The following is a 23,812-nucleotide window of genomic DNA, read 5'->3' as shown; positions in this document are numbered from 1 at the left end:
ATGGCTCGATTGATAGAGGCAGCGGCGATGTGTCGAAAACTGCACCGCTCCGGTGAAGGGCGCTAACGCCTTCTGGAGCCCGCGTTCGCCAGGCGGTTCTCGCAGAGACGTTGCGAGGATCGGTCGGCTCGCGATTCCATCACGATTAGGGCTGTTCCCACCTTGATTTTTCAGACCTGTTTCGCCATTTGATCGGCGCTAATTCGCTTTCCTGGAGAACCCTAGCACATGACAAAGACTGCAGAACAGACCGCTGAAAGCCACGTCTTTGAGGCCGACGTTGCCCGCCTTCTGCACATGATGGTCCACTCCGTTTATTCGGATAGGGACGTGTTTCTGCGTGAGCTGATTTCGAATGCGGCCGATGCCTGCGAGAAACTTCGATATGAGGCGATCGAGACACCCTCACTCCTCGGGGCTGATGCCGAAAACCGGATCACGCTGACGCTGGACGAAGAAAGCCGGCAGCTTGTCGTCGAAGACAATGGCATCGGCATGAGCCGCGACGAAATGATCGAGGCGCTGGGAACGATCGCGAGATCGGGCACTCGTGCGTTCATGGAGCGAATCGAAGCGAGCAAAGCCGCTGAAGGAGCTCAACTGATCGGGCAGTTCGGGGTCGGCTTCTATTCCTGTTTCATGGTGGCGGAACGTGTCGATGTGGTCTCCCGTCGAGCCGGAACGCAGGAAGCCTGGACATGGACTTCGGACGGCAAGGGAAGCTACAGCGTCAGCCCGGCAACCAGCCTCACTGAAGCTCCATCCCGTGGAACACGTATTGTCTTGCATCTGATGGAGGACGCTAAGCAATATACGGCCCGCTGGACCGTCGAACGCATCGTCAAGGAACAATCCGGCCACGTGCCAGTTGCGATCCGCCTTGTTGAGAAACCGGGCAAAGAGCCAGTCCAGATAACGGACGGCACCGCACTATGGACGAAGCCGAAGAGCGATGTCAGCAAGGAAGAGTATACGGACTTCTATCGTGGCGTCTCCGGGCAGTACGATGAACCGGCGCTGACCGTACATTTCCGTGCTGAAGGCCGGCAGGAATATACGGCTTTGGCGTTCATACCCGGAACGCAGCCTTTCGATATGTTCGATCCCGAACGCAAAGGCAGGATGAAGCTTTACGTCAAGCGGGTGTTCATAACCGATGATGCGGATCTGCTGCCGACATACCTGCGCTTTGTTCGTGGGTTGGTCGATACCGCCGATCTCCCGCTCAACGTTTCTCGTGAGATGATCCAGGAAAGCCCGATCCTGACGGCGATCCGCAAAGGCATCACCAGCAGGATAGTCACCGCGATAGAGAAGCTGGCTGATAGTGACGCCGAGGCCTTCCTCAAATTTTGGGAGAACTTCGGACCAGTCCTCAAGGAAGGCATCTACGAAGACTTCGAGCGACGCGCTCAGCTCTTGGCGCTTGCTCGGTTTCGGACGTCCGCATCGAACGACGGCTACCGTTCACTTGCCGACTACGTCAAAGATGCCAAGGAGGGCCAGAACGCCGTCTACTATCTGGCGGGCGGGAGCCTGGATCAGCTTAAGGCATCACCACAGCTCGAAGGGTTCCGGGCGCGCGGCATCGAAGTGCTGCTTTTGGCGGACTCCATCGATAGCTTCTGGACGATGAATGCTCCAGACTATGAAGGCAAGGCGTTCAAGTCGATCACGCAAGGTGCTGCGGATCTGGCGCAGTTTGCAAAGCTTGATGGCCAGACAATGCAGGAGGGGGATAACGACAGCGCTGCAACCTTCCTTGCATTCGCCAAGGAAAAACTTGCCGACCAGATTGCCGATGTCCGGGCTTCCGACCGTCTGACGGAGAGTGCGGTCTGCCTCGTAGCGCCCGAAGACGGCTATGACAGGCAGATGGAAAAAATCCTGCGAAACGCCGGTCGTCTTCAAGATGCGGCCAAGCCGATCCTGGAGATCAATTTGATGCACCCCTTGATCAAAGCGATTGCGTGCGTGGAGGGTGATGCCCCCTATCAGGAGGACGCCGCGTTCTTATTGCTTGACCAGGCGCGCATTCTGGATGGCGATCGGCCAGCAGATCCCCGGCGATTTGCCGAGCGGCTTGGACGGGTCTTTCAGAGATCGGTGCAGTCGTAGCAACAAGGAAAAGGTGGGGGTAGTCAGGTCCAGCCTCCACCACATTCCTCCGAATATTCCCGCCCTCATCGGCCTTCGGCGCCGAAGTTCAGTCGTCTGAGCAGGCTTGCGCGTTCGCGGCGCTTTGTGGCTTGACCGTTTCGACTGCTTTGCACCCTTCCGCACAGTTCGTTTGAACTTTCCGAAAATGACCCTACCATTGCTCACTGTCGCCAATGGCAGCGTTGGGCTAAATGCGGGATGCGCGGGCACCCGTTACAGCAATGGAAGGCGCAAAATGGCCGCTCCTCAACAATCGTTTATGGCAAATAGGCTTCTGGCAAGGCTTCCGGAAGCCGATTATCAAGCAGTCGCTCCCTATCTGGAATTCTGCGACCTGCCCAAAGGCGCGGTGCTCGCGAGACAAGGGGAACCGGTTGATCACGTCCATTTCCCTGTGAGCGGCATAGGCTCGGTCGTGGTGGTGACGGCGGAAGGCAATCGTGCGGAGGCTGGTCTCTTCGGGTTCGAAGGATATGTTCCTGCACATGCCGCGGCAGGCATACGTAAGAGCCCGCATGAGGTAATTGCCCAGATCGAGGGCGGAGCCTACCGGCTGGAATTCGACATCTTCGTGACGTTGATAGACACCAACAAGGCTTTTCGAACCCTCGTTCAACGCTCCGTCGCTGCCTTCACCATTCAACTGTCACACACTGCGGCGTCGAATGCTCTTCACGAGGTCAGTGAGCGCTTGGCGCGCTGGCTGCTTATGTGCGACGATCGGATTAAAGGTCGCCAGCTGCCGCTGACCCATGAATTCATGGCAATAATGCTAGCTGTGAGACGTCCGAGCGTCACCACTGCGTTGCACATTCTGGAAGGAAACCGCTTCATCAAGGCAGAACGAAGCTTGATCACGATACGCGACCGTGAGGCGATGGAGGAGTTTGCCAAAGATGCCTACGGAGGACCTGAAGAACAGCACCGTCTTTTGATGGAGGCTTGCTTATGAAGGACGAGCTTGTCGAGCAGCGTCGATCATCCTTCATTGGCTCCCTGTGCTTCCAGTGTCGCTCACTGTTCGAGCGCTCACGGTCCTCCATCGAGCTGCTGCATCGATAATTACGACGAACGACTTTGACGAGATTTTCCCGACCGGTTTCGAAGCGTTCGGACAAGCAGCATGAAGGTCTGGTCACTCGTCGCGATCCGAGCGCGAAGGCGGAGAGAGTTGCTCGGCATCGACCGGATGCAATTCCCCGCTGATCTCGCCGCGCTTCTGCGCAACGAAAGTGCTATGATACCTCTGGCCACCGCCTCCACGCCCGAAGTGCGATAGCGTGAGCTTCGCCAACGGTCTAGCAGCGGGTCGAGCCCGTTACAGATCCTTGCGGCGGCATGGCTGAACGCACCGCTGTTTATTTCCAGCAGGAACGGAACTCTCGCCTCCGCCCGGGGTTCGAGCTCCTCAAAGCTGGAGGACAGCATGTTCCGAAATCCTCTCCACCCCGACCGCCGGGGCTTCTTCGCGCTCGCTACTGCGGCCGCAACCGCGATCGGGTGTTCTTGCGGCCGCGCCCTTGCCCAGCAGCAGCCAAACCACGGTCACATTCCGGGCGCCGAGAAATCAACCAAAAGCACGATGCTCGGTATAGGCGCGGACTTGCTTCAGAACGACAGTCCAATCAGCGCCATCAACATGTATTTGAATGGCTTCCACTTTTACGCCGACGACATGGGCAGGCAGGTCGAGGCGCATCATTATTGCAGTCACGTCAACGAGGATTTCTTCCAATGCGTGATCTACGACGGAAGCAAACCGGATTCTCGGCTTATCGGTATCGAGTACATCGTTTCTGAGCGCCTATTCAAGACGCTGCCTGACGACGAAAAGCCGCTCTGGCACAGTCATCGGCACGAGACCACGTCCGGCGAGCTGGTGATGCCAGGCATTCCGGGAGGTGTAGAACACACGGCAATCGCCAGCCTCGTTTCCACCTACGGAAAAACTTGGCACACTTGGCAGATCGATAAGAATTCTTCGCTGCCCACTGGCCTTCCGCAACTGATGATGGGTTTCACGGCCGACGGACAGCTCAAGCCGGAGATGATCCAGAGGCGCGACGAGGCGCTCGGCGTCAGCACCTCGGAGACCAGAAGCGAACGGTCCGATTTGGCGAAGTCGGCGCCACAGTCGGATCCCTTGGCCGACGGATGGAAGAAGGGAACCGCAAAGCAACTGGTTCTGCAGGACATGCCGCTCAAGAACAAGCCTTAGCGAAAAGCGGCAGTCGAGCGCCCTCGGTTTCGTTGGCCTCATGCGATAGCGCCCGAACGCGTTGAGCTACGCATTGGCGAAACTTCATTTCCAAATGACCGTAAGCGACGTCTGCGCGATCGACCCGGCCCGACACACCAGCGGAGTTCCATAAGATCGATTACGCCACTTTTGCAATTATAAGTTGCGTAATGGCTATTTAGTAATGCGACAGTTGGGCCAGTTAGAGATGCGACAGTCTCGCCTCTCTGGTCAATGCCAACGTCGGGAGCAAGGATGACGATCTTCAGCCTGGTCGAGACCATGAGCGGTCGGAGTCGTCATGTCCTTTATGATCACCATGTCGCAGAAAGAATTATATCGCCTCGAAGTCGTTCTTTCACAGGCGCCGTTACGCTTCGGAGCGCAAGCGCCATCGGGCTAAGGCGCCTTTTGCTTTTATTTCCGGCGGCTTTCAAGTTGCGGTTGGCAACTCACACCGGAAAGGAGAGGCGAAAACGGATCATTCCCTCCTCTGGGCATGAAACATCCGCCAAGCCCGCATGCAGCCGCATGATGGCATCGACGATCGCCAAACCCAGTCCGTGCGAAGACGAGCTGCCGCTGCGGGCCGCGTCTACCCGGTAAAAGCGGTCGAACAACCGGTCCAACTGGTCCGGTGACAGGCTCACTCCCTCGTTCTCGACCTCGATAATCGCCTTGTCACCAGCACTGGCTGCCCGCAGTTGGACCGTCGTACCTTCCCGGCCATGACGAATGGCATTGACGACAAGATTGCCCACGGCCCGGCGAAAAAGGTCGACACTGACATTTGCAGCGCCCGCAGCCTCGATACTGAAGCGCATATCGCGCTCCAATGCCAGGCCTTCGAAATAATCGGCGATCTTGTGAAGTTCATGGTCCATGTCGATCGCGACCTTATCGACCAGCTGTCGTCCCTCGTCCGCCCTTGCAAGGAAAAGCATATTCTCGCTCAAGCGGTTGAGGTGCTCGAACTCCTCGAGGTTCGACTCCAGCACGGATTTATATTCATCTACAGTCCTTGGCTGGGCAAGCGTGACCTGGGTCTGGCCGATCAAAACACCAAGAGGCGTGCGGATTTCGTGCGCGAGATCGGCCGAAAACTGCGACAAACGCTGGTAACCGTCGGTAAGCCGGTCCAGCATCGCATTGAAGGCGCCGGCCAGCGCTCGCAGCTCCGTTGGCGCGTGAAGGACATCCAGCCGCACATGCAGCTGCCCCGGATGAATCTCGGCGGCTCTGGTGGCCATATCCCGAACCGGCAGCAGGCCACGCCGCAAAAGGCCATAAGCGATCGCGGTCGCGACGATGACACCAGCAATGGTCGCCATCAGGAAACGGTTGCGAAACGTCGCCAGCATGGCCTGTTCGTCGGTCATCGGGTGACCGGCCACAACCTCGATCGGCTCGTTGGTATCCAGTGCCTTGGTCTGCACTGAGGTCCAGTAGACCTCGATACCGTTGCTGGTGACAGTTCTGGCACTGGTAGACGCAGCGGCGGCCGGCGGGGGAAGTGGGATCCCGTCTGGATTGACCTCGATTACGACCTCACCCGAGGGATGGCGGAATGCAAGGACGTCGCGCTCGGCGCCAAGCATCTTGGCAATAAGCAACGGCCGCTCCTTCAGTTCGCCGAGAGGATACATCTCGCTGACAAGCCGAGCATAATAGCCGGCCCGGCCCGAGACGATCGTCTCGATGCGCTGTTCCTGTGAGGAGCGCACCGAATGATAGAAATAGATGCCGAGCGCACCCGTCAGAACGCAAAGGACTGAGACCTGGGAGGCCATAAGCCGCAGGATGAGCGAGGATGACCTTTGACTGTTGCGGCTCATGCGTCGAGGCTCAGGCTGTATCCGACACTTCGGATCGTGGAAATCAGTTTTCGCCCGAAAGGCGCGTCGACCTTGGCTCTTAGCCGCTTGACGGCGACGTCCACAACATTCGTATCGCTGTCGAAATTCATGTCCCAGACTTCAGAAGCGATCTGCGTGCGCGACAAGACCTCGCCCTGCCGCTTCATCAGCAGATGGAGAAGCATGAATTCCTTGTTGGTGAGCGCAATTTCGATCCCGTCTCTCGTCACTTTGCGTCGCAGCACGTCCAGACGCAGGTCTGCTACCTCGAAGACATCGCTTTCGCGCGCCAGGCCGCGACGCAGGATCGTACGGACCCGCAGTTCCAGTTCGACGAAGGAGAAGGGCTTCACCAGATAATCATCGGCTCCGAGCCGCAAGCCACGAATGCGATCGTTCACATCATCGCGCGCAGACAGGAAGATGACGGGCAGATCGCGCTGTTCACGAATGCGACGGATGATCTCCCAGCCGTCGATGCCCGGGAGCATGACATCGAGAAGGATCAGATCATAGACCTGCTGCATCGCCAGATGCACGCCATCGGTGCCGGTACGCGCCAGATCCACGGCGTAACCGCTCTCCCTCAGCCCCTTGCGGAGATAGTCACCGGTCTTGGGATCGTCCTCGATGATCAGGATTGCCATGTTCTCCCCGCCCCCTGCCCCCTCTATCTCAGATCATTGTCTTCTAGCAATTCACGCGGGGCAATTCAGTGAAAGATGGATGACGAAATTGTCATTCTGGCGTCACCGCAGAGAGCGGGCCGCCGGTCTAGTTTTACCACGTCCCTTTAACCTGTTAGTGAGGCTTTCAAACGATGCACCAATCCATGAAATCGACTTTACGGTCGGCAGCACAGGCACTTACACTGCTCACCCTCTTGGCCGGCGCTGCCAGTGCGGCAGATCCGGTTCGTGTTCGTGGCGCCATCACCGAAGTCACGAAGGATGCAATCCACGTCAAGGCGCGAGACGGCAAGGACATTGCCGTAAAGCTTTCGGCCGGCACCATGTTCATATCCGTCGCGCTCACCGATCTGAGCGCGATTAAGCCTGACAGCTATATCGGCACGGCTGCTGCCCCTCAGCCGGATGGAACGCTGAAGGCTCTCGAGGTGCACATCTTTCCCGCCTCCATGCGTGGCGTCGGCGAGGGCTCCAGGCCATGGGACGGCGCCAAGGACAGTTCGATGACCAATGGCGCGGTCGGCAGCATTCTCGGCACCGACGGCCGCACGCTGACGGTCAAGTATAAGAACGGCGAGAAGAAGGTCTTCGTGCCTGCCGATGTTCCGGTCGTCAGTCTCGAGCCGGGCGACCGCTCGCTCCTGGCAACCGGCGCAAAGCTTGTTCTGTTCGCCACGAAGGCCGAGGACGGCTCGCTGACGGCGGTATCGGTCAGCGTCGGCGCTAACGGCATAGCGCCACCGATGTGAGGCCCAGGATGCGACAAGAAAAGAAGGATCCACGGTCGGCAAGCCATCCTGTCGTGGTTCGCCTTACGCACTGGATCAACGTCTTTGCGATGGTGTGTATGGTGATGAGCGGAATGGGCATTTACAATGCCCACCCGATCCTGCCCTTCCGCTTCCCGGAGGAAATGACGCTTGGCGGTTGGCTTGGCGGCTCGACCGCCTGGCATTTCGCAGTGATGTGGCTCTTTGTCGGCAACGGCCTCGTCTATCTCGCCTTCGGCACGGCAAGCAATTACCTGCGTAAACGCTTGCTGAACTTGCGTCTGGGCGATCTCCTGCGCGATCTTCGGCTCGCACTGACTTTCAGCCTCCGGCACGAATCCCACAGCTACAACGCCATTCAGAAGGCCATGTACCTTGGGGTTCTTCTTCTCGGCGGTTTGATGCTTGCGTCTGGATTAGTCCTGTGGAAGCCCATCCAGTTTGGCCCGTTAACGGCGCTTCTCGGCGGTTTCGACTCCGCCCGTATCGTGCACTTCACCGGTATGGCGGCTCTATTGGGCTTTCTAATCGTCCACATCGTCATGGTTGCCGTTGTTCCGAAAACACTCCTGTCCATGGTTTTTGGAACAGGACTTTTGAAGGAAAAAAAGGAAAAGAGTGATGGCGGAGCGGCCTGAGCCGAAAAGAGTAGGACCCACCACCTTGTTGGGGCGCAAACGACAAAAGAGCGGAGTTGTGCTCGGCGACCATCGTCCGGAACTGGAGAATATCAGCCGACGCCTGTTCTTTCGCCAAGGCCTGTCTTTAGGTGCACTGGCCATGCTGTCGGGCTGCAATCTCCAGGACGACACAGCTGTCGACAAGGTGCTTTGGGCGATGTCCCGTTGGAACGACCGGGTGCAGGCGCTCCTGTTCGACCGCAATCGGTTAGCGCCAACCTACCGGCCAGAAGACATCACGGACCCCTTTCCGTTCAATGCCTTCTATCCGGAAGATAGCGCGCCGGAGATCGACCTCCTGGAATACAGGCTGCAAGTCTCCGGGCTCGTCGACAAAAAGACACCGTGGAGCCTTGATGATTTGCGCCGTTTGCCGCAGGTCTCCCAGATCACGCAGCATATCTGTATCGAGGGCTGGAGCGCGATCGGCGAGTGGAGGGGCGCTCCCCTAAGCGTCTTCCTCCAGCATGTTGGCGCGGACATGACAGCCAAATATGTCGGCTTCAAATGCGCGGACCGCTACTATTCCAGCATCGATATGCCGACGGCACTGCATCCGCAAACCATCCTGGCGCTCGATTTCGGCAAGGATCCCTTGCCGCTGAAATATGGCTCGCCTATGAAGCTCAGGGTGCCGACCAAGCTTGGATTCAAGAACCCCAAGCATATTGTTGAGGTGTTCGTTACCAATGATTATCCGGGCGGTTATTGGGAAGATCAGGGCTACAACTGGTTCAGCGGGCTTTGAACAGCTCCGCCGCCAGCCCCGGCGCCCTGAACTTCCACGATCGGCTGATAGCTGTTGACCCGTGCCGGGTGTAACCTCAGCGATCACCAGCCTTCGGTGAGTTCCGCGAGGCACTCGCCAGGTACTCGGACATCAAGGGCGAGTTTGATGCGGCGGTCTGAGATAAAGGCGACCATTGCCGGGTAATTGTGCTGGTTGTCGGCATAACCCTTCTGGTCCCCTCCAGACGGAGCTGCCCCAAGCCCGCGGGTGAAAGCCAGCGGAAGACCACGTTCGACCGATGCCTTTTTTCAGGACGTTTCCTAGCCCTGCTGCAGTTGGAGAACCGGCTCTGGTCTTGCCGGCCAAGGCCGTGAATGCGCCTCAAACGCTACCGTCATGAACGCCTGAAGTGCCGCAGAAAGATATTCGTCGCTCCGCGTCACGAAAACAGTCGGCGCCGATCGCAGATTGTCAGGAAGCTGGTGTATCATGACCCGTCTGTCGGCTGCCGCCGCCTGAACAACCCCCCGAGGCAGCATGGCCACGCCGACCCCGGCGGCGACGCAGCCGATGATCCCGTCCATGGTTCCGAGCTCCATCCAGCGGACATTCGTTACCCCACATGCCGCCAGGAACGTGTCCATGCGCCGGCGATAGGAACAGCCCGATCGAAAGGCGAGGACCTTCAGCGCCGGCAATGCGGCCAACGCCTTCAGATCCGCAAGCTCGTGAACCCGCGGCGAGGAGATGACAACGAGCTCCTCTTCGATGATCGAAAGGCTTTGCAGTTCGGGATGAGCGATGGGGCCGGAGACGAATGCGCCATCCAGTTTGCGAGCAACGACCTCGTTGACGAGCTGTTCCGTCGGTGAAGCCTCCACCAGGACGTCGACCTCCGGATATTCTTCAGCATAACGGATCAGGATGGGCGGAAGGCGTAGCGCTGCAGTGGTCTCCATCGAGCCGATCCTGAGTAGACCACTCGGCGTACCGTGGTCCGTGACAACGCGCTTGGCTTCGTCAAGAAGCTCCCCGACGCGCTCGGCATAGGGAACGAGCTGAATGCCGGTGGCTGTCAGCGTAACCCCTCGCCTCGAGCGATGAAAAAGCGGCGCGCCGATTTCTTCCTCAAGCGATTTTATTCGTGCGGTGACGTTGGATTGGACGGTGTGCAGCACACCGGCCGCCCCTCCAATGCTGTTTGCTCTCACCACCGCCTGGAAAAACTTGAGGTCGACGCTGTTCATCAGCCATCTCCTTTTCTGATGGAAAACATCAGATCTAATCGTTTGTCATTCGTCAAGCGTCACCATAGCGTCAAAGAAAATAACCGGGACATTCTGCAAACTGGGAGAAGTACGATGACGATACGGACGCGTCTGACAGAGTTTTTCAATATTGAGCACCCGATCATCCTGGCACCGATGACCCCGGCAGCGGGTGGCGCCCTTGCGTCCGCCGTCGCCGACGCAGGCGGTTTGGGTCTTTTGGGTGGCGGATATGCTGATCGTCCATGGTACGAGACGGAGTCATCACTAATCACCAACGAACGCGTTGGCTGCGGGTTCATCACCTGGGCAGTTGAGTCTGACCTTGATCTGTTTGATCGTGCGCTGGCAGAGCGTCCTTCCGCGATGATGCTCTCCTTTTCAGATCCGGCGAAGCTCGCGGCACGGGTCAAGCAGGCAGGTGTCCCGCTGATCTGCATGATCCACACGCTCGAACATGCCCGACGTGCAATCGACGTTGGCGCCGACGTTCTTATCGTTCAGGGGACCGAGGCCGGCGGCCATGGCCTGGTCGCGCGGTCAACCATGCCCTTCGTCCCGTCGGTCGTGGATCTCGTGGCAAAGATTTCGCCGTCCGTCATTGTCGTGGCCGCTGGCGGCATTGCCGACGGCAGGGGCTTGGCCGCTTCGCTGATGCTCGGAGCAGACGGGATCCTGATGGGAACGAGGTTCTGGGCAACGCGCGAGTCGCTCATCCATCAGGCCGCCAAAGACAAGGTTGTCGCGGCTTCTGGCGACGAGACAATCCGGACATCCGTCTACGATATCGTCCGTCAGAAGGCTTGGCCCGCTGGCTATACAGGAAGGCTGCTCAGGAACGGCTTCATCGACAAATGGCATGGTCGAGAGGAAGAGCTGCGTACGCTGCACATCGAAGAATTGTCGAAGGTCGAGACGGCTTCAGTCTCTGGCGATTATGACACAGCCAACGTGACAGTCGGCGAGGCGGTGGGCCTCATCAACGACCTTCCATCGGCAAAGGACATTGTTCGCCGAACTGTGCGCGAGGCAAGCGAAAGACTTAGCCTCTACGCATTCGATCAGCGCATCGCCAGCTAAATTGCCGCGGCCCAAATGAAAGGGCCGACCACTTCCAAAAACATAAAAAGGGGACTGCAGCATGCAACAGCTACAGGAAAGGGACGATTCTGTCCGCAAACCAGGCATCTGGACCGTTGTTCTCGCATCAAGCGCCGGCACGGTTATCGAATGGTACGACTTTTATCTCTACGGAAGCCTGGCAATTTTTTTCTCGACGCTCTTCTACCCGGCCAATGAGCCGACGGCAGCCGTTCTGATCAGCGTCGCGACCTTCGCCACGGGTTTTGTCGTTCGCCCGTTGGGAGCCCTGCTGTTCGGCAGCATCGGTGATCGCTTCGGACGCAAGAGCACCTTCTTGATGACGCTCATTTTGATGGGCGTTGCGACCGCGCTCGTCGGCATCTTGCCAACCTTTGAAACCGCAGGATATTTCGCGCCGATCGCGCTCGTCGTCCTTCGGCTGATCCAGGGATTGGCAATCGGCGGTGAATACGGCGGCGCCGCCGTTTACGTTGCAGAACATGCACCGGCGAAGCGGCGCGGTTTCTTCACGAGCTTTATCCAGACAACGGCAACCGTCGGCTTTTTTCTGGCGATTGTCGTCGTGCTTACGTGCCGGTTGTCGTTTGGCGAAGAACTCTTCAAGCAGTGGGGCTGGAGAATTCCCTTCCTGCTATCGTCGGTCTTGATCGTCCTGTCCATATATCTGCGCCTCAAGCTGAGCGAATCCCCGGTTTTCGAGGAGCTTCGGAAAGGCGGGAAGACCGCAAAGAGCCCAATTCGTGAGAGTTTCGCCACCGGTCATGGTATGCGCTATGCAGCCTTTGCGCTGTTCGGGGCGACCGCCGGCCTGGGTTGCGTGTGGTATACCGGGCAATTCTACGCCCTCTATTTCCTGCAGAGCGTGCTGAAGCTGGACTTTCTGACAGCAAACCTTTGCCTTGCGGCTGCTTTGGTGATCGGAACGCCGCTCATCGTTTTCTTCGGCGCCTTGTCCGACCGGATCGGCCGCCGCAAGTTGATTGTCACCGGCTTCATTCTAGCAGCCGTATTCTATGTGCCGATTTATCAGGGCATCGCGGCAGCCGTCGCTGCGCAGAATTTCGTTCTGGTTACGGCCCTGATCGTCGCCCAACTCGTTTTCGTCGGGCTTGTTTACGGGCCGATGGCAGCTTTCCTCGTCGAGCTCTTTCCGGCGAAACTGCGTTACACATCGCTCTCACTTCCCTATCACATCGGAACAGGCGTGTTTGGCGGCTTTGTTCCTCTCATCAGCCTGTCGCTGGTTGCCTACACGGGCAACATCTATGCAGGGCTCGCCTATCCCATCGCGATCGCGATCATGAGCGCGGCGGTAAATGTGCTCTGCTTCCCTCGCGCCCTGGCTGGAGAGCGTGAACCTGCCACAACTGGCCTGCCGATAGAGGCAAACTGAATGTTCAAGGGGGACGCTGGCGCGTCCCCCGCCCTTTTCCTTTATTTCCAGAGGACGGCAATGCCGCTGATAAAAATCAACCTTCTAAAGGGCCGATCGCCCGAAGAACACGACACGATCCTCGACTGCATCCATGAGGCGGTAGTCCAGGCCTTCCATGTACCGCTAGCCGATCGCTATCAGATCCTGATCGAGCACGAGAGATCGCATGTGCGCGCGGAGGATACTGGGCTTGGTCTTTCTCGCAGTGACAGGCTGATCATTATCGAGGTGATCTCGCGAGGGCGGTCCGCAGACGACAGACAGACGTTCTATCGTCTCGTTGCCGCGAGGCTTTCGGATGCCTGTGCGATCGACCCTGCAGATGTTGTGGTCAGTATCGTGGAAAATGGTGACGCCGATTGGTCCTTCGGCCTTGGTCGAGCTCAATTCATAACCGGCGAGCTTCGCTGAAATCAGGATCCGCGGCAGTGAAAAGACATCAACGCCTGAACCAGTCCGATACCGCCACGCCATCAGCTTTGACCGGCCGGGTGCCAATTCAAACGACCAAGGAAGAGCTATTATGAAACAGCTACACAAAACCGTTGCAGTGTCACTGGGAGTGCTGATGACGACCTTCTTGGTTTCGGCACAAGCCAAAGAGACCGTCGTTAAGCTCAAAGTCGAGGGTCAGACGATCGTAGCCACGATGGTCACGCCGGATGATGTTGCCAAACCTCCCGTCGTCCTGATGCTTCACGGTTTCACCGGCAGCCGCAACGAGTGGAGTTCGGAGGCAGTGAAGGAAGGCCTGTTTGGGCGCGCTGCGCCGGTGCTCGCGAAGAATGGCATCGCTTCGCTTCGGATTGATTTTCGCGGCAGCGGTGAGAGTGACGGCAAATTCGAAGACGTGACCGTCGAAACCGAGATAACGGACGCACAAGCGGCGCTCGACTTCCTATCGACGAATGACAGCGTCGATGGCAAACGTATTTCGTTGATGGGAATGAGCCTGGGTGGTGCGGTCACGACCGCGGTCGCCGGCCGGACGAAAACGCCTCTAAAGTCTGTCGTGCTCTGGAACCCCGGCATCAATCTTCCGGCCGCGTTCATCTCCATATTTGGCGAGAAGCAGATGGCCGAAGCTGTGACAGCGGGCGATAAAGTCTATCCCGCCAAGCGCGTCGGCGATGGCAAGGAAATTCCCTTGAAAGGCCGCTTCTTCGAGAGCCTGTACGCAGTGCAGCCTGCCGGCGAAATCTCGCGCTACAAGGCGCCGCTGTTCTTGGCGGTCGGCACACGCGATAGCATCGTCTTTCCCCAGCCCGTTCTCGCCAAGTCGCTACTAGCTTATCACGATGGCCCGGAGGAACTGTGGACTGAAACCGTTGATCATGGGTTCGGCGTCGAACAGAGTGCTGAGACGGTGGACAAGCTGATTTCGGCGACGGTCGCCTTCCTGAAGTCCAACAGCCAATGATCGTGAGGGGCGAATGGCGCTTCCTTGAGGTGACAAATTCGCGGGAAGTGGCGGCGTCTTCGGCCGTAGCGCTACACGAAGACACCGCGCGTGCGAAATATCTCCTCCTACCCGACGATGACGTGCGGTACGAAACGCGATAGATTGGCGGTTATGCGCGAGCGGTCCTCGCGGACCGCAAGACCGCAGGCGCGATCACCGACGATCCAGCTGCCGAGCACAGCGAAGCCGCCATCGCTTTCGAAAAGCGGCGCATAAGCCTGGACGATAAAACCTTCCTCACCATAATCGCCGGGGGCGGAAATCAATTCCCGGCCATCTCGGAATATCGTGACGTTCTCGCCTTCTCGCGACAGCAGCGGTTTGCGCACATAGTCCGTCAAGGTCGAGGCCGCCGGGTCGTCGGCGAAATAGCTGGGCAGCAGGTTGGGATGATTGGGGTGGCGCTGCCAGAGCAGAGGCAAAAGCCCCTTGTTGGAGAGCACGGCCTTCCAGGCGGGCTCGACGAAAACATCGCCTGAGCGCACCAGGTCGCGTGCGAACGGCTCGCGCAGCATGAATTCCCACGGATACAGCTTGAAGCAGCGGTCGATCACCCGATCCTGGAGGTCGGTGTAGCGACCCTGCGCATCGATGCCGATCTCGCGTATGTCCAGAAGCTCGACGCGATGGCCGGCCTGCACTGCACAGTCCATCAGATAGACCGTCGTGCCGCGATCCTCCTCATTGTCGGTCATCGCCGCGAAGTGGAAGATCGACTCTTTGGAAAATTGCTCGAACGCCTCGACGAGGCCTTCCTGCAAGGAATTATACTGGTCCGCATCCTTGGGCAGGATACCCAAAGCCATCTGGTCGGTCAGCCAGTTGAACTGGAAATAGGCCGTCTCGAACACCGAAGTGGGGGTATCGGCGTTGTATTCGAGCAACTTGGCCGGGCCAGTGCCGTCGTAAGCAAGATCGAATCGGCCGTAGAGGTGCCGGTCGCGGCGCTGCCAGGAGCGCTGCACCACATCGCGCAGGTCCTCCGGAATGGCCAGCCTGTCGAGCGTCTCTTCGCTTCTGACGATATCGCCGACCATATCCATGCACATGTCGTGCAGTTCCTGGCTCGGCCCTTCGATCTGCATCTCGATCTCATCGAGCGTGAACGTGTAGGCGGCATCGTCGAGCCAATAGGGCTCGCCATACATGACGTGAAACCCGAAGCCGACGGCGCGCGCCTTGTCAAGCCAATCAGGACGCGCCGGAAGTGTGATGCGCTTCATGTCAGCCGCCGAAACTGAACGACGAACGGCCCCCGAAGCCTTGACGGGCAACGGTGCGAGTGTTGACGTTGACCGGCTTGACAGTCTGACGGGAGGGCGCGATCGCGGTGTCGTTGCCGCCCGAGCGAACAGTCGTTGTCACCGTTTGCCCCGAGCGATTGCGGTAAATCGGTGTCGAGCCGTAGGAGCCACTCTCCTCCTGGCGCCGGCGATAATTGTAATAGTCGCCGATGTTGTTCAGTGCGGAAGACAGCACGTAGCCTGTCAGGAACGGTACGAAAAAGCTGCCGCCACCCCCGCTATTGTTGGGGACGGCACTGGCCGACTGTTCCGTGCACTGGCCCGAGCCGTATTCGGCCTCGCAGGCGGCCATGCCGTTGAAACGCGGCGCGGCGGCGAGATGGGCTCGCATGGCATCCTGATAGCCGGCCTGGCAGACCTGCCGGTCCATGCCGGAAGTCACGCATTGGTCGACGGAGGTAAACATTGTCTCCGAAGGAGTCTGATCGCCGCAACCAGACAGCGCCAGGGTCGAGGCAGCAATAGTGCCGAGGGCCAGGAAAGGTCGTTTGTGCCCGCTCATGCGTCTGCGCATCGTTCCCTCCCTCAATAGGTCATGCAGGCGGCGTTGAGAATACCGATGACAAGCGCGATGCCGCCACCCCATATGCCCGCGGCGATATCGTCGCCAGTGATCTTTTCATGCAGGTCCGTCATGGTGAAATTCGCAATATAGAAAGCGAGGATCTGCGCCAGAATGCCGACCACCGCCCATATGATGTAATCGATGATGCTGACAGAATTGGCTGCAGCCGAAGCCAGAGGCAGGCTGAAACCGACAAGCGCGCCCAAGAATGCCGTGACGGCAGCAAGATTGCCTGCGCGAATGAGTTGGACTTCCTTTTGCGGCGTCAAGAATGTGTAGATCACCGCAAAAACGCCATAGGCGGCAAGACCGACGGCGAAATAGCCAAGGAAGGCAGGCAGACCCGCCACGTAATCGAGCATTGAAAAAGTCCTCCGTTGAAATTGATAGGATCCATCAGACGCGGCGAACATCGGCCGGAGCGAGTCCGTAGCCGATCAGAAACTCCACCGAGCTGCCCGCCTGGCTCTGTCCGAGATCCAGGTCACGCTCGACATTGATCAGCAGCATTTCGCGCGTCGAGCCAAGCGGGCGATAATACAGCATGCAGGTCTGGTGAATGGAGCGCTGCGCCTCACCGTCGTCGACCTTCTCGACAAACTCCGCCAATGGGGTGCGTTCCGGGCCTTCACCCCAGAAGCGGCTATAGAGGATGCCATCGGCATCGTAGGTTGGCTGGCCAATCAGGCCGTCCGGCCCGGTCCAGCGGTTCCATTCGCCCTGCCCGGCAGGCACGACGCTGTCCCAGGGGTGATAAAAGCTGATGTCGTCGACATCACCCGGCTGGCCCGACGTCGACATCACCTGAACCATTCGATGGTCTTCATCGTAATAGCGCGACAGAACCGTCGCGGCGTCCAGCGAAACCTCACCGTAGCCGGCAATGATGAACGGTCCGCTCCGTGGCAGCGGCATGGCCGGCTGGCCGGTTAAAGCCTCGGCTTCGAGGGAGAGGAAATCGATCTCCAACGCCCCGCCGATGGCGGCGCTCAACGGGCCAAGTTCTTTGGGTAAGGGCCTTTCGTTCTTGTCTCTGCCGAACCAGCCGATCATGATACGTCTCCCATTCGAGCCCAAGCGATGGCAGCGGGATCTAGCCGCATTCCGCTGATGTAGTAAAGGGTCTCGCCGCCCCGCAGCGGCGCCTCGTCTCGGCAATTGAGGTCGGTCATGCCCTGGCTCAGCATGCCCACCAGCGTCACATTGTGCTGACGTTTGAGGCTTAAAAACACGTCTCCATAGAGTAGCGGGGTTTGCAAAGGCGGGACCGGCAGGGAGAAGGCCGTGTCCGTGGAGGCGGCCGACAGCAGCCGTGCGGCGATTTCCGAGGAGCCCGGATCACGGGCGGAACGCGACAGCAGCTCCTCGGCGAGCGAGCCCACCGCCTCGACACGCGGCCGGCGTTGTTTGACCATCTGTGCCGTGCGGTCGTCGGCGAAATAGGCCACGATATGGGTATTGGGCGCATGGTCTTCGGCAATCAGCACGGCGGCCAGCGTCTCGTCGTCATTTGCTCCGCGCGCGATGATCGCGCGCGCCTTCGCCACTCCGGCCCGCACCAGAGCATCGGCATCGGCAAGCCGCTCGGTTCTGATATAGTCGGCGTAATTGCTGGCGGGATTTTCCGGCAGGTCCTTGGCAACCAGAACACTCATCGGTTCGTTGGCCTGCCGTTCGGCATGCAGCAGCCGCAGCGTCTGGTATGTCTGCCCCTCTTGCCAGCCGAGGACGATGATATGGCCGGCGCGTTCGCTGTAATCACCCAATCCGCGCATGCGATTCCTCCAGATCGTACCGATATTTGTCAACAACTTGCCAAGAACAGCGGTGAAGATGGCAATGCCGCCGGGAAGAACGAACAGGACGGCAATTAATCGGCCGAGCCCCGATTTTGGAGACAGATCGCCATAGCCGACAGTCGTTGCCGTCACCATATAGTAATAAAGAAAGTCGACAGGATTGCCGACGAGATCGCCTTCGCTGGCCAGCATGAAGAGCAGGTAAGAAGCGACCAGATGGATCAGGAGGATAACAAAAAGGGCTGACCAGGCCAATTCGCTGAGCGAGAGATATACACGCCGCAGCAATGAAGCGATAAATGGCAAGCGATTCCCCCCGTTCCCAACCCGTACCCTAGCGAAATTTATTTAGCGCACCAGATCTTTAAGTTGCAAACCGATTACCCAAATATTTTGACGTTCCAACCGATGGAGGACTTTTTGGAGACCTGGAACCTCACCACTTTAACGCGCCTGTTCGCCGCCGATCCGGATGCACTGGGCGATGTGGATGTTGCCGTACCCGAACAGGGCGACGTCATATGCGTAACTCTTAAGGAAAAAGGCGATCTCGACGTCTTCGTCGCGGTGAGCGGGGAGCGCGACATCCTTGTCAGCGCTGTTCTGGTGCCGTGCAAGGACGTGCCCAATCGAGAAGCCTTCGAACGCATGGTGCTGAAGACCCACAAGTTCGTGCCGCTCTCCAGCTTCGGCATCACCACGATCGACGGTGAGGAATGGTATGAATTGTTCGGCTCGCTGTCAGCACGCTCGCCGGCCGAGACGGTGGTCGAGGAAGTGGCGATTCTGGCTGCCAATGCCGTCGATGCGGCCCACATGATCGAAGAATGGAAAAGCGGGGAGATTGCAGCGTGAGCACCTGGGGAAAGATTTTCACCGCCATTCGCGGCGGCATTAACGAGGCAGCCGAAGCGGCCGCCGACAGCCAGTCCATGCGCATTCTTGACCAAGAAATCCGCGACGCCGAACAGTCGCTGCGCAGTGCGCGATCCGATCTGGCCGGCATCATGGCGTCCAACAAGAGCGTCATGCGCCGACTTGAAGAAAACCGCGCTAAGGAGGCCAAGGACACCGACAGCGCTCGCGCTGCGATCTCAGCGGGCCGCACGGATCTCGCTCAGGGCCTCGCCCAGCGTATCGCCAGTATCCGTGGCGAAGTGCAGCGCGATCAGGAAGAGCTCGATCGGCTGCTGCCCCGCCAGCAGCAGATGCTGCGCACGATCCAAGAGACCGAAGCGCGCATCGCTCAGATGAAGCGCGAAGTGGAGAACGTCAAAGCCAACGAGTCGCTGCTGCGCGCTCAGTCGGCGATTGCCCATAGCCAGTCGGGTATCAATACCCGTCTCGGCAGCGCCGTCGAAAGTCTCGAACGTATCAAGAAACGCCAGGAAATCACTGCCGGCCGCATCGAAGCCGGTGCTGAACTAGCCGCGCTGGAAAACGGCAGCGACCTCGATCGTCAACTCCTCGAGGCCGGCATTGGCAGTTCGAGCCACTCGGCCGACGACGTTCTCGCACAGCTGATGGCACCGAGACATTCGGTCGAGCCTATCTTGCTGCCGGCGCCGACCGGCAAAAAAGACTGACAATTCCCGGGAGCGGCAGCCCTGTCGGCAGATTGAAGACAGGGCGGCCGCGCGTGGGACTTTGACGTTACAGCCCGAACAAGTCGAAGAATGATACGGCGTCTGCCTGTGATCTCGTCAGGGGCTGCCGGCCAAGCACGTGCACGCGGACCGCGCCTATGACGCCAGCACGATCCCGGATTTCGGCACCGATGCGGCTTTGAGCCGGAGCTTTTGGAGCGATGGGCGCCTCCTGATTCCTTGGATGTAATGCATTTGAATGGTGATCCCCCGCGATGTGCATCTTGCGCTTGCAGTCAAAGCACGCTAATTGGCTTTTGTAATGTTATTACATCACCACCACGGCACGATCCGTGCCGGCCAATCGAAAGAGTTTCAGTGAATGAACAAGGCGATCACAACACTCAGCTACGCACTGGCTGTATCTGCAGCATTGACTTTTGCAGGAACGGCAGGCGCCCAGACATCTTCGGGAAACAATCACAGCCACAGCCATTCCCACGATAAGAAGGGGTCGGTAAATGATGGTTATTTCGATGACGATCAGGTGAAGGCGCGTGAACTATCGGACTGGGAAGGCGACTGGCAGTCAGTCTATCCCTATCTTGTCGACGGAACCTTGGATCCGGTGATGGCCGACAAGGCAAAACACGGCGACAAGACCGCCGGGGAATATCGTGCCTACTATGACACCGGATACAAGACTGACATCGACCGGATCGTCATCAACGGAAAGAAGGTTACGTTTTTCCGCGGCAAGGACTCCGTGACCGGAGACTACGAGACGGATGGGCACGAAATCCTCACCTACAAAAAGGGTAATCGAGGGGTTCGTTTCATCTTCAGGAAAAGCGCCGGTGATGACGCCGCACCTCGGTTTATCCAGTTCAGCGATCACATCGTCGCCCCCGAGAAAGCCGACCACTACCATCTTTATTGGGGCAATGACCGCGCCGCCCTCCTGAATGAAGTCACTAACTGGCCGACCTACTACCCCTCGAGCCTGAATGGAAAGCAGATCGCCGAGGAGATGCTGGCCCACTGACTAGCCGAGGCCGCACGTAGCCGTATCGGGGGGGGCGCAGAGCGCGAGCGCCCTCTCTTGTGTTTGCTTGGAGCGCGAAGCATCCGGCGGTCTCCATCCTCGCCGAGGCTACAGCGCGCCGAGGAACCTTTGGCAATCACCAAAGTTTAGTTTTTGAAGCTGTTAGCGCGGAAGACTTCAGTGAAGAGCGCCTCGAAAGCTCCCTGCGTGAACAGCTTCAACGGCTCCGCGGCAACCGAAACCTTGGCATTCAACATGAACGTCGAAACGACAATTTTCGAGCCGAGCGACTGGGTCCCGAACAATCAGCGCCTTCCTGTGTTACTTTACAAGGGGCTTTCTGGCGACGACGGACCTTGTGATTTCGAAGATCGCTTCGCGGGAAGCGGTTGGACAGGCATCTGGACAAACGGTGTCTTCGATTATCAGCACTACCATACCAGCGCACATGAGGTGCTCGGTGTGGCACGGGGTAGCGCCACTCTTCTCATTGGCGGTCCCGGCGGTCACGCAATAAAGGTCACGGCGGGAGACTGTTTGGTGCTTCCAGCCGGGACAGGACACCAAAATCTCGGCTGTACGTCGGACTTCCAGGTCGTCGGCGCTTATCCTGAGGGACAGCATGCCGACATTCAGACTTCGGCTGCATCAAGCGAAATGCTGGCGAAAATCTCGTCAGTACCCATCCCCCACAGCGACCCCGTTCAAGGTCCGTCGGGATTTCTCACCAAGAAATGGGGGTAGTCATTCGCCACCAATCGTGCGACCACTCGACCGGCTCAAAAACCTTACATTCACTCCCACCCATCACGACCCTGCTGGGTATCCTGGGATGCGGGAATCCCGGAGTTGCGGTTGCGCTTCTCGTGCTCCACCGCGCGTCAGCAAAAATATAGCATTGGCTAGTCGCATCGCCTAAAAGGGCGCACTGGGAATCGAGAGCTTTTCTGCAAAGCTCAAGCAATTGCGACGAAATGCAACTCGCTGTGACAAAATCGCCGCCGACTTCATGGGTTCATCAATATTGCAGGCACCATGCTCTGGCGCAAATGATTAAATTGTCACCGCCGCCTAGCTGACACCGAGAAACTGCCGGAGCTCCGCAGTCTGCGGATTGGCGAAGACGTCCTCCGGCCGGCCTGCTTCATGGACCCGGCCCTGATGCATGAAGACCACGCGGTTGCAGACGTCGCGGGCGAACTTCATCTCGTGCGTCACCATCAGGAGGGTCATTCCCTCGGCAGCGAGTTCGCGCACGACGGCCAGAACTTCGGCGACCAGTTCCGGATCGAGCGCCGAGGTGATCTCGTCGCAGAGAAGTGCAGTCGGCTGCATGGCGAGCGCGCGGGCGATGGCGACGCGCTGCTGCTGGCCGCCCGAGAGCTCGTCCGGATAGGCGTCGAACCTGTGGCCCAGCCCTACCCGCTCCAGCATCTTGCGGGCGGTGGCCTCGGCTTCGGCTTTCGGGGTCTTCTTGACCACGGTCTGCGACAGCATGACGTTACCGCCGACGGTCAGGTGCGGGAAGAGATTAAACTGCTGAAAGATCATGCCGACCTTGAGGCGCAGTGCCTTCAAATGCACTTCGTCATCGAGGAGCTGCGCGCCGGCCACGGAGATGGAGCCGTCGGTGATGGTCTCCAGACCGTTGATGCAGCGAAGCAGGGTCGATTTTCCCGAACCGCTCTTGCCGATGATGGCGATGACTTCGCCGGCCTCCACACCGAGATTGATGCCTTTCAGCACCTCGGTGGTGCCAAAGCTCTTGCGGACTTCAGTGATTTCGATGAGCGACATTGAGCTTCCTTTCCAGGATCTGGCTGCTTTTCGACAAGGGCCAGCAAAGGGCGAAGTAGATGAGGGCGACGAGCCCGTAGACGGTGAAGGGTTGAAAAGTGGCATTGGTGACGACGGTGCCGGCTTTCGACAATTCGACGAAACCGATGATCGAGGTCAACGCCGTTCCCTTGACGATTTGGACGGAGAAACCGACCGTCGGCGGTATGGCGACCCTCAGCGCCTGCGGAAAGATGACATAACGCATCTGCTGCAGCCGGCCCATGCCGAGGCTGGCCGAGGCCTCCCATTGACCCCGCGCGATCGCTTCGACGCAGCCTCGCCAGATTTCGGCGAGGAAGGCGGCGCTCCACAGGGTGAGCGCCAATCCCGCGGCAAGCCAGGCCGGCACGTCTATCCCGAAGAGGCCGAGACCGAAAAAGGCGATGAAGAGCTGCATCAGCAGCGGCGTCCCCTGGAAGAGTTCGATATAATATTTCGCGAATGCCCTGAACGCCTTGCGCTTGCTGATGCGCAGGAACAGCAGCCCCAGTCCGACTGCGCCGCCGCCGATGAACGAGACGAGCGAAAGCAGGATCGTCCAGCGGGTGGCGAGCAACAGGTTGCGCAGGATGTCCCAGAGTGTGAACTCGATCATCGTGCTGCTCTCCTCGGGAAAATGAACCCGCCGACCACCCCGAGCAACTGCCGGAGCAGGATCGCCAGCACAAGATAGATGGCTGTCGAGACGATGTAGGCCTCGAAGGCGCGGAAGGTTCGCGATTGTATGAAGTTCGCAGCAAAGGTCAGATCCTCGGCGGCGATCTGGGAGACGACCGATGAGCCGAGCATGACGATCACGACCTGCGACGACAGGGCCGGCCAGATGCGCTGCAGGGACGGCACGAGAACGACATGCCGGAAGGTTTCAAAGCGCGTCATGGCAAGGCTCTCGCCTGCCTCGAACTGGCCCTTCGGGGTTGCCTGGATGCCCGCGCGGATAATTTCGCAGCTATAGGCGCCGAGATTGACGACCATCGCGAGGTTGGCAGCCGTCAGTTCGGGAAGCTGGAGACCGAGCGACGGTAGACCGAAGAAGATGAAAAAGAGCTGAATCAGGAACGGCGTGTTGCGGATCAGCTCGACATAGGTCGCAACGACAGGCTTCAGCCAGGCCGGACCGAGTGCCCGCACCCAGGCACAGAAGATCCCAAGCGAAATGCCGAGCACGCCGCCGATCGCGATAAGCTCCAGGGTGACCAATATGCCCTTGATGATCTCAGGATAATATTCAAGCAGCCAGCCGAATTCGAAATGGTAGCTCAAGGAACTCTCCCCTCTTGC

General features: G+C 58.7%; 25 protein-coding genes and 1 pseudogene. 15 read left to right on the top strand and 11 right to left on the bottom strand.

All coding sequences use genetic code 11. The features are described from left to right. Positions 1–228: 228 nt before the first annotated feature. The 3 genes from htpG to V8P77_RS11195 all read left to right on the top strand — a co-directional run bounded on the left by htpG (position 229) and on the right by V8P77_RS11195 (position 4,378). Complete coding sequence (htpG, locus tag V8P77_RS11205; protein WP_335912640.1) at positions 229–2,118, top strand: molecular chaperone HtpG; 1,890 nt, start codon at positions 229–231, stop codon at positions 2,116–2,118. 277 nt (positions 2,119–2,395) lie between these two features. Further along, positions 2,396–3,112: a Crp/Fnr family transcriptional regulator gene (locus tag V8P77_RS11200; RefSeq protein ID WP_025397533.1), complete on the top strand. Its 717-nt coding sequence runs from the start codon at positions 2,396–2,398 to the stop codon at positions 3,110–3,112. 474 nt (positions 3,113–3,586) lie between these two features. Then, complete coding sequence (locus tag V8P77_RS11195; protein WP_335912638.1) at positions 3,587–4,378, top strand: OBAP family protein; 792 nt, start codon at positions 3,587–3,589, stop codon at positions 4,376–4,378. A gap of 473 nt (positions 4,379–4,851) precedes the next feature. Here V8P77_RS11195 and V8P77_RS11190 read toward each other — a convergent pair whose 3' ends face one another. Together V8P77_RS11190 and V8P77_RS11185 are read right to left on the bottom strand one after the other, a co-directional pair. After that, positions 4,852–6,234: a heavy metal sensor histidine kinase gene (locus V8P77_RS11190; RefSeq protein WP_335912637.1), complete on the bottom strand. Its 1,383-nt coding sequence runs from the start codon at positions 6,232–6,234 to the stop codon at positions 4,852–4,854. Further along, positions 6,231–6,902 carry a heavy metal response regulator transcription factor gene (locus V8P77_RS11185; RefSeq protein WP_335912636.1) on the bottom strand — a complete coding sequence of 224 codons (672 nt, stop codon included), beginning with the start codon at positions 6,900–6,902 and terminating at the stop codon, positions 6,231–6,233. Before V8P77_RS11185 ends, V8P77_RS11190 begins: the two co-directional genes overlap by 4 nt. A gap of 185 nt (positions 6,903–7,087) precedes the next feature. Here V8P77_RS11185 and V8P77_RS11180 point away from each other — a divergent pair, with 185 nt between their 5' ends. From V8P77_RS11180 to V8P77_RS11170, 3 genes are all read left to right on the top strand, one after another. Then, positions 7,088–7,693: a hypothetical protein gene (locus V8P77_RS11180; protein ID WP_335912634.1), complete on the top strand. Its 606-nt coding sequence runs from the start codon at positions 7,088–7,090 to the stop codon at positions 7,691–7,693. Positions 7,694–7,701: 8 nt separating this feature from the next. Beyond that, positions 7,702–8,352, top strand: a complete 651-nt coding sequence (locus V8P77_RS11175) for a cytochrome b/b6 domain-containing protein (RefSeq protein ID WP_335912633.1) — start codon at positions 7,702–7,704, stop codon at positions 8,350–8,352. 82 nt (positions 8,353–8,434) lie between these two features. After that, positions 8,435–9,142 carry a molybdopterin-dependent oxidoreductase gene (locus V8P77_RS11170; protein ID WP_335912900.1) on the top strand — a complete coding sequence of 236 codons (708 nt, stop codon included), beginning with the start codon at positions 8,435–8,437 and terminating at the stop codon, positions 9,140–9,142. A gap of 302 nt (positions 9,143–9,444) precedes the next feature. Here V8P77_RS11170 and V8P77_RS11165 read toward each other — a convergent pair whose 3' ends face one another. Then, entirely contained in the window at positions 9,445–10,371 is a 927-nt protein-coding gene (locus V8P77_RS11165) for a LysR family transcriptional regulator (RefSeq protein WP_335912631.1), read from the bottom strand. A 114-nt stretch (positions 10,372–10,485) separates the two neighbouring features. On the opposite strand from V8P77_RS11165, the gene V8P77_RS11160 reads away from it, so the two are divergent. The 4 genes from V8P77_RS11160 (at position 10,486) to V8P77_RS11145 (ending at position 14,351) form a co-directional block, all read left to right on the top strand. After that, positions 10,486–11,472, top strand: coding sequence for an NAD(P)H-dependent flavin oxidoreductase (locus tag V8P77_RS11160; RefSeq protein ID WP_335912629.1), 987 nt, complete (start codon positions 10,486–10,488; stop codon positions 11,470–11,472). Between the two features lie 61 nt (positions 11,473–11,533). Then, positions 11,534–12,889 (top strand): MFS transporter, encoded by a 1,356-nt coding sequence (locus V8P77_RS11155; RefSeq protein WP_335912628.1) that lies wholly within the window; start codon positions 11,534–11,536, stop codon positions 12,887–12,889. A gap of 60 nt (positions 12,890–12,949) precedes the next feature. Further along, entirely contained in the window at positions 12,950–13,342 is a 393-nt protein-coding gene (locus tag V8P77_RS11150) for a tautomerase family protein (RefSeq protein ID WP_335912626.1), read from the top strand. Between the two features lie 112 nt (positions 13,343–13,454). Next, positions 13,455–14,351: an alpha/beta hydrolase family protein gene (locus tag V8P77_RS11145; protein WP_335912624.1), complete on the top strand. Its 897-nt coding sequence runs from the start codon at positions 13,455–13,457 to the stop codon at positions 14,349–14,351. Positions 14,352–14,458: 107 nt separating this feature from the next. On the opposite strand, the gene V8P77_RS11140 is transcribed toward V8P77_RS11145, so the two are convergent. From V8P77_RS11140 to V8P77_RS11120, 5 genes are read right to left on the bottom strand one after another with little or no spacing between them, the layout of a single operon-like run. Beyond that, the gene (locus V8P77_RS11140; protein WP_335912622.1) at positions 14,459–15,616 is read right to left on the bottom strand and encodes a glutathionylspermidine synthase family protein; all 1,158 of its coding nucleotides are present in this window, start codon (positions 15,614–15,616) and stop codon (positions 14,459–14,461) included. A 1-nt stretch (position 15,617) separates the two neighbouring features. Beyond that, on the bottom strand, positions 15,618–16,211 hold the full coding sequence (locus V8P77_RS11135) for a DUF1190 domain-containing protein (RefSeq protein ID WP_335912621.1): 594 nt from the start codon (positions 16,209–16,211) through the stop codon (positions 15,618–15,620). An 11-nt stretch (positions 16,212–16,222) separates the two neighbouring features. Then, a complete protein-coding gene (locus tag V8P77_RS11130) occupies positions 16,223–16,624 on the bottom strand; it encodes a DUF350 domain-containing protein (protein ID WP_335912620.1) in 402 nt (133 codons plus the stop codon). Between the two features lie 34 nt (positions 16,625–16,658). Beyond that, entirely contained in the window at positions 16,659–17,315 is a 657-nt protein-coding gene (locus V8P77_RS11125) for a YjfK family protein (protein WP_335912618.1), read from the bottom strand. Continuing rightward, positions 17,312–18,367, bottom strand: coding sequence for an ion channel (locus V8P77_RS11120; RefSeq protein ID WP_335912617.1), 1,056 nt, complete (start codon positions 18,365–18,367; stop codon positions 17,312–17,314). Before V8P77_RS11120 ends, V8P77_RS11125 begins: the two co-directional genes overlap by 4 nt. A 102-nt stretch (positions 18,368–18,469) precedes the next feature. On the opposite strand from V8P77_RS11120, the gene V8P77_RS11115 reads away from it, so the two are divergent. The 5 genes and pseudogenes from V8P77_RS11115 to V8P77_RS11095 form a co-directional block, all read left to right on the top strand. Then, complete coding sequence (locus tag V8P77_RS11115; RefSeq protein ID WP_032992943.1) at positions 18,470–18,916, top strand: YjfI family protein; 447 nt, start codon at positions 18,470–18,472, stop codon at positions 18,914–18,916. Further along, complete coding sequence (locus V8P77_RS11110) at positions 18,913–19,647, top strand: PspA/IM30 family protein (RefSeq protein WP_335912615.1); 735 nt, start codon at positions 18,913–18,915, stop codon at positions 19,645–19,647. The genes V8P77_RS11115 and V8P77_RS11110 overlap by 4 nt, the downstream gene beginning before the upstream one ends. 382 nt (positions 19,648–20,029) lie before the next feature. Further along, a complete protein-coding gene (locus V8P77_RS11105; protein WP_335912609.1) occupies positions 20,030–20,692 on the top strand; it encodes a ZinT family metal-binding protein in 663 nt (220 codons plus the stop codon). Positions 20,693–20,947: 255 nt separating this feature from the next. Continuing rightward, positions 20,948–21,436: a cupin gene (locus V8P77_RS11100; RefSeq protein ID WP_335912898.1), complete on the top strand. Its 489-nt coding sequence runs from the start codon at positions 20,948–20,950 to the stop codon at positions 21,434–21,436. Between the two features lie 175 nt (positions 21,437–21,611). Then, positions 21,612–21,745 (top strand): annotated as a pseudogene (locus V8P77_RS11095) (IS5/IS1182 family transposase); the annotation flags it as partial. A gap of 18 nt (positions 21,746–21,763) precedes the next feature. Here V8P77_RS11095 and V8P77_RS11090 read toward each other — a convergent pair. From V8P77_RS11090 to V8P77_RS11080, 3 genes are read right to left on the bottom strand one after another with little or no spacing between them, the layout of a single operon-like run. Next, positions 21,764–22,489: an amino acid ABC transporter ATP-binding protein gene (locus V8P77_RS11090; protein WP_335912608.1), complete on the bottom strand. Its 726-nt coding sequence runs from the start codon at positions 22,487–22,489 to the stop codon at positions 21,764–21,766. After that, positions 22,467–23,126 carry an amino acid ABC transporter permease gene (locus tag V8P77_RS11085; protein WP_335912606.1) on the bottom strand — a complete coding sequence of 220 codons (660 nt, stop codon included), beginning with the start codon at positions 23,124–23,126 and terminating at the stop codon, positions 22,467–22,469. The genes V8P77_RS11090 and V8P77_RS11085 overlap by 23 nt, the downstream gene beginning before the upstream one ends. Further along, a complete protein-coding gene (locus V8P77_RS11080; protein ID WP_077977020.1) occupies positions 23,123–23,794 on the bottom strand; it encodes an amino acid ABC transporter permease in 672 nt (223 codons plus the stop codon). Before V8P77_RS11080 ends, V8P77_RS11085 begins: the two co-directional genes overlap by 4 nt. Between the last annotated feature and the right edge of the window lie 18 nt (positions 23,795–23,812).

Source organism: Rhizobium aouanii, from assembly GCF_037002925.1.
Classification (GTDB): Bacteria; Pseudomonadota; Alphaproteobacteria; order Rhizobiales; family Rhizobiaceae; genus Rhizobium; species Rhizobium aouanii.
Note: the sequence above shows the minus strand (reverse complement) of the source record. Positions and strands in the feature narration are given on the sequence as shown.

What these genes read in the sequence shown, in the direction of transcription:
- V8P77_RS11145 (WP_335912624.1), top strand. Translation starts at nt 13,455, where the DNA reads ATGAAACAGCTACACAAAACCGTTGCAGTGTCACTGGGAGTGCTGATG.
- V8P77_RS11135 (WP_335912621.1), bottom strand. Translation starts at nt 16,211, where the DNA reads ATGCGCAGACGCATGAGCGGGCACAAACGACCTTTCCTGGCCCTCGGC.
- V8P77_RS11140 (WP_335912622.1), bottom strand. Translation starts at nt 15,616, where the DNA reads ATGAAGCGCATCACACTTCCGGCGCGTCCTGATTGGCTTGACAAGGCG.
- htpG (WP_335912640.1), top strand. Translation starts at nt 229, where the DNA reads ATGACAAAGACTGCAGAACAGACCGCTGAAAGCCACGTCTTTGAGGCC.
- V8P77_RS11100 (WP_335912898.1), top strand. Translation starts at nt 20,948, where the DNA reads ATGAACGTCGAAACGACAATTTTCGAGCCGAGCGACTGGGTCCCGAAC.
- V8P77_RS11200 (WP_025397533.1), top strand. Translation starts at nt 2,396, where the DNA reads ATGGCCGCTCCTCAACAATCGTTTATGGCAAATAGGCTTCTGGCAAGG.
- V8P77_RS11085 (WP_335912606.1), bottom strand. Translation starts at nt 23,126, where the DNA reads ATGATCGAGTTCACACTCTGGGACATCCTGCGCAACCTGTTGCTCGCC.
- V8P77_RS11160 (WP_335912629.1), top strand. Translation starts at nt 10,486, where the DNA reads ATGACGATACGGACGCGTCTGACAGAGTTTTTCAATATTGAGCACCCG.
- V8P77_RS11155 (WP_335912628.1), top strand. Translation starts at nt 11,534, where the DNA reads ATGCAACAGCTACAGGAAAGGGACGATTCTGTCCGCAAACCAGGCATC.
- V8P77_RS11105 (WP_335912609.1), top strand. Translation starts at nt 20,030, where the DNA reads ATGAACAAGGCGATCACAACACTCAGCTACGCACTGGCTGTATCTGCA.
- V8P77_RS11115 (WP_032992943.1), top strand. Translation starts at nt 18,470, where the DNA reads ATGGAGGACTTTTTGGAGACCTGGAACCTCACCACTTTAACGCGCCTG.
- V8P77_RS11150 (WP_335912626.1), top strand. Translation starts at nt 12,950, where the DNA reads ATGCCGCTGATAAAAATCAACCTTCTAAAGGGCCGATCGCCCGAAGAA.
- V8P77_RS11165 (WP_335912631.1), bottom strand. Translation starts at nt 10,371, where the DNA reads ATGAACAGCGTCGACCTCAAGTTTTTCCAGGCGGTGGTGAGAGCAAAC.
- V8P77_RS11125 (WP_335912618.1), bottom strand. Translation starts at nt 17,315, where the DNA reads ATGATCGGCTGGTTCGGCAGAGACAAGAACGAAAGGCCCTTACCCAAA.
- V8P77_RS11195 (WP_335912638.1), top strand. Translation starts at nt 3,587, where the DNA reads ATGTTCCGAAATCCTCTCCACCCCGACCGCCGGGGCTTCTTCGCGCTC.
- V8P77_RS11090 (WP_335912608.1), bottom strand. Translation starts at nt 22,489, where the DNA reads ATGTCGCTCATCGAAATCACTGAAGTCCGCAAGAGCTTTGGCACCACC.
- V8P77_RS11180 (WP_335912634.1), top strand. Translation starts at nt 7,088, where the DNA reads ATGAAATCGACTTTACGGTCGGCAGCACAGGCACTTACACTGCTCACC.
- V8P77_RS11175 (WP_335912633.1), top strand. Translation starts at nt 7,702, where the DNA reads ATGCGACAAGAAAAGAAGGATCCACGGTCGGCAAGCCATCCTGTCGTG.
- V8P77_RS11130 (WP_335912620.1), bottom strand. Translation starts at nt 16,624, where the DNA reads ATGCTCGATTACGTGGCGGGTCTGCCTGCCTTCCTTGGCTATTTCGCC.
- V8P77_RS11190 (WP_335912637.1), bottom strand. Translation starts at nt 6,234, where the DNA reads ATGAGCCGCAACAGTCAAAGGTCATCCTCGCTCATCCTGCGGCTTATG.
- V8P77_RS11185 (WP_335912636.1), bottom strand. Translation starts at nt 6,902, where the DNA reads ATGGCAATCCTGATCATCGAGGACGATCCCAAGACCGGTGACTATCTC.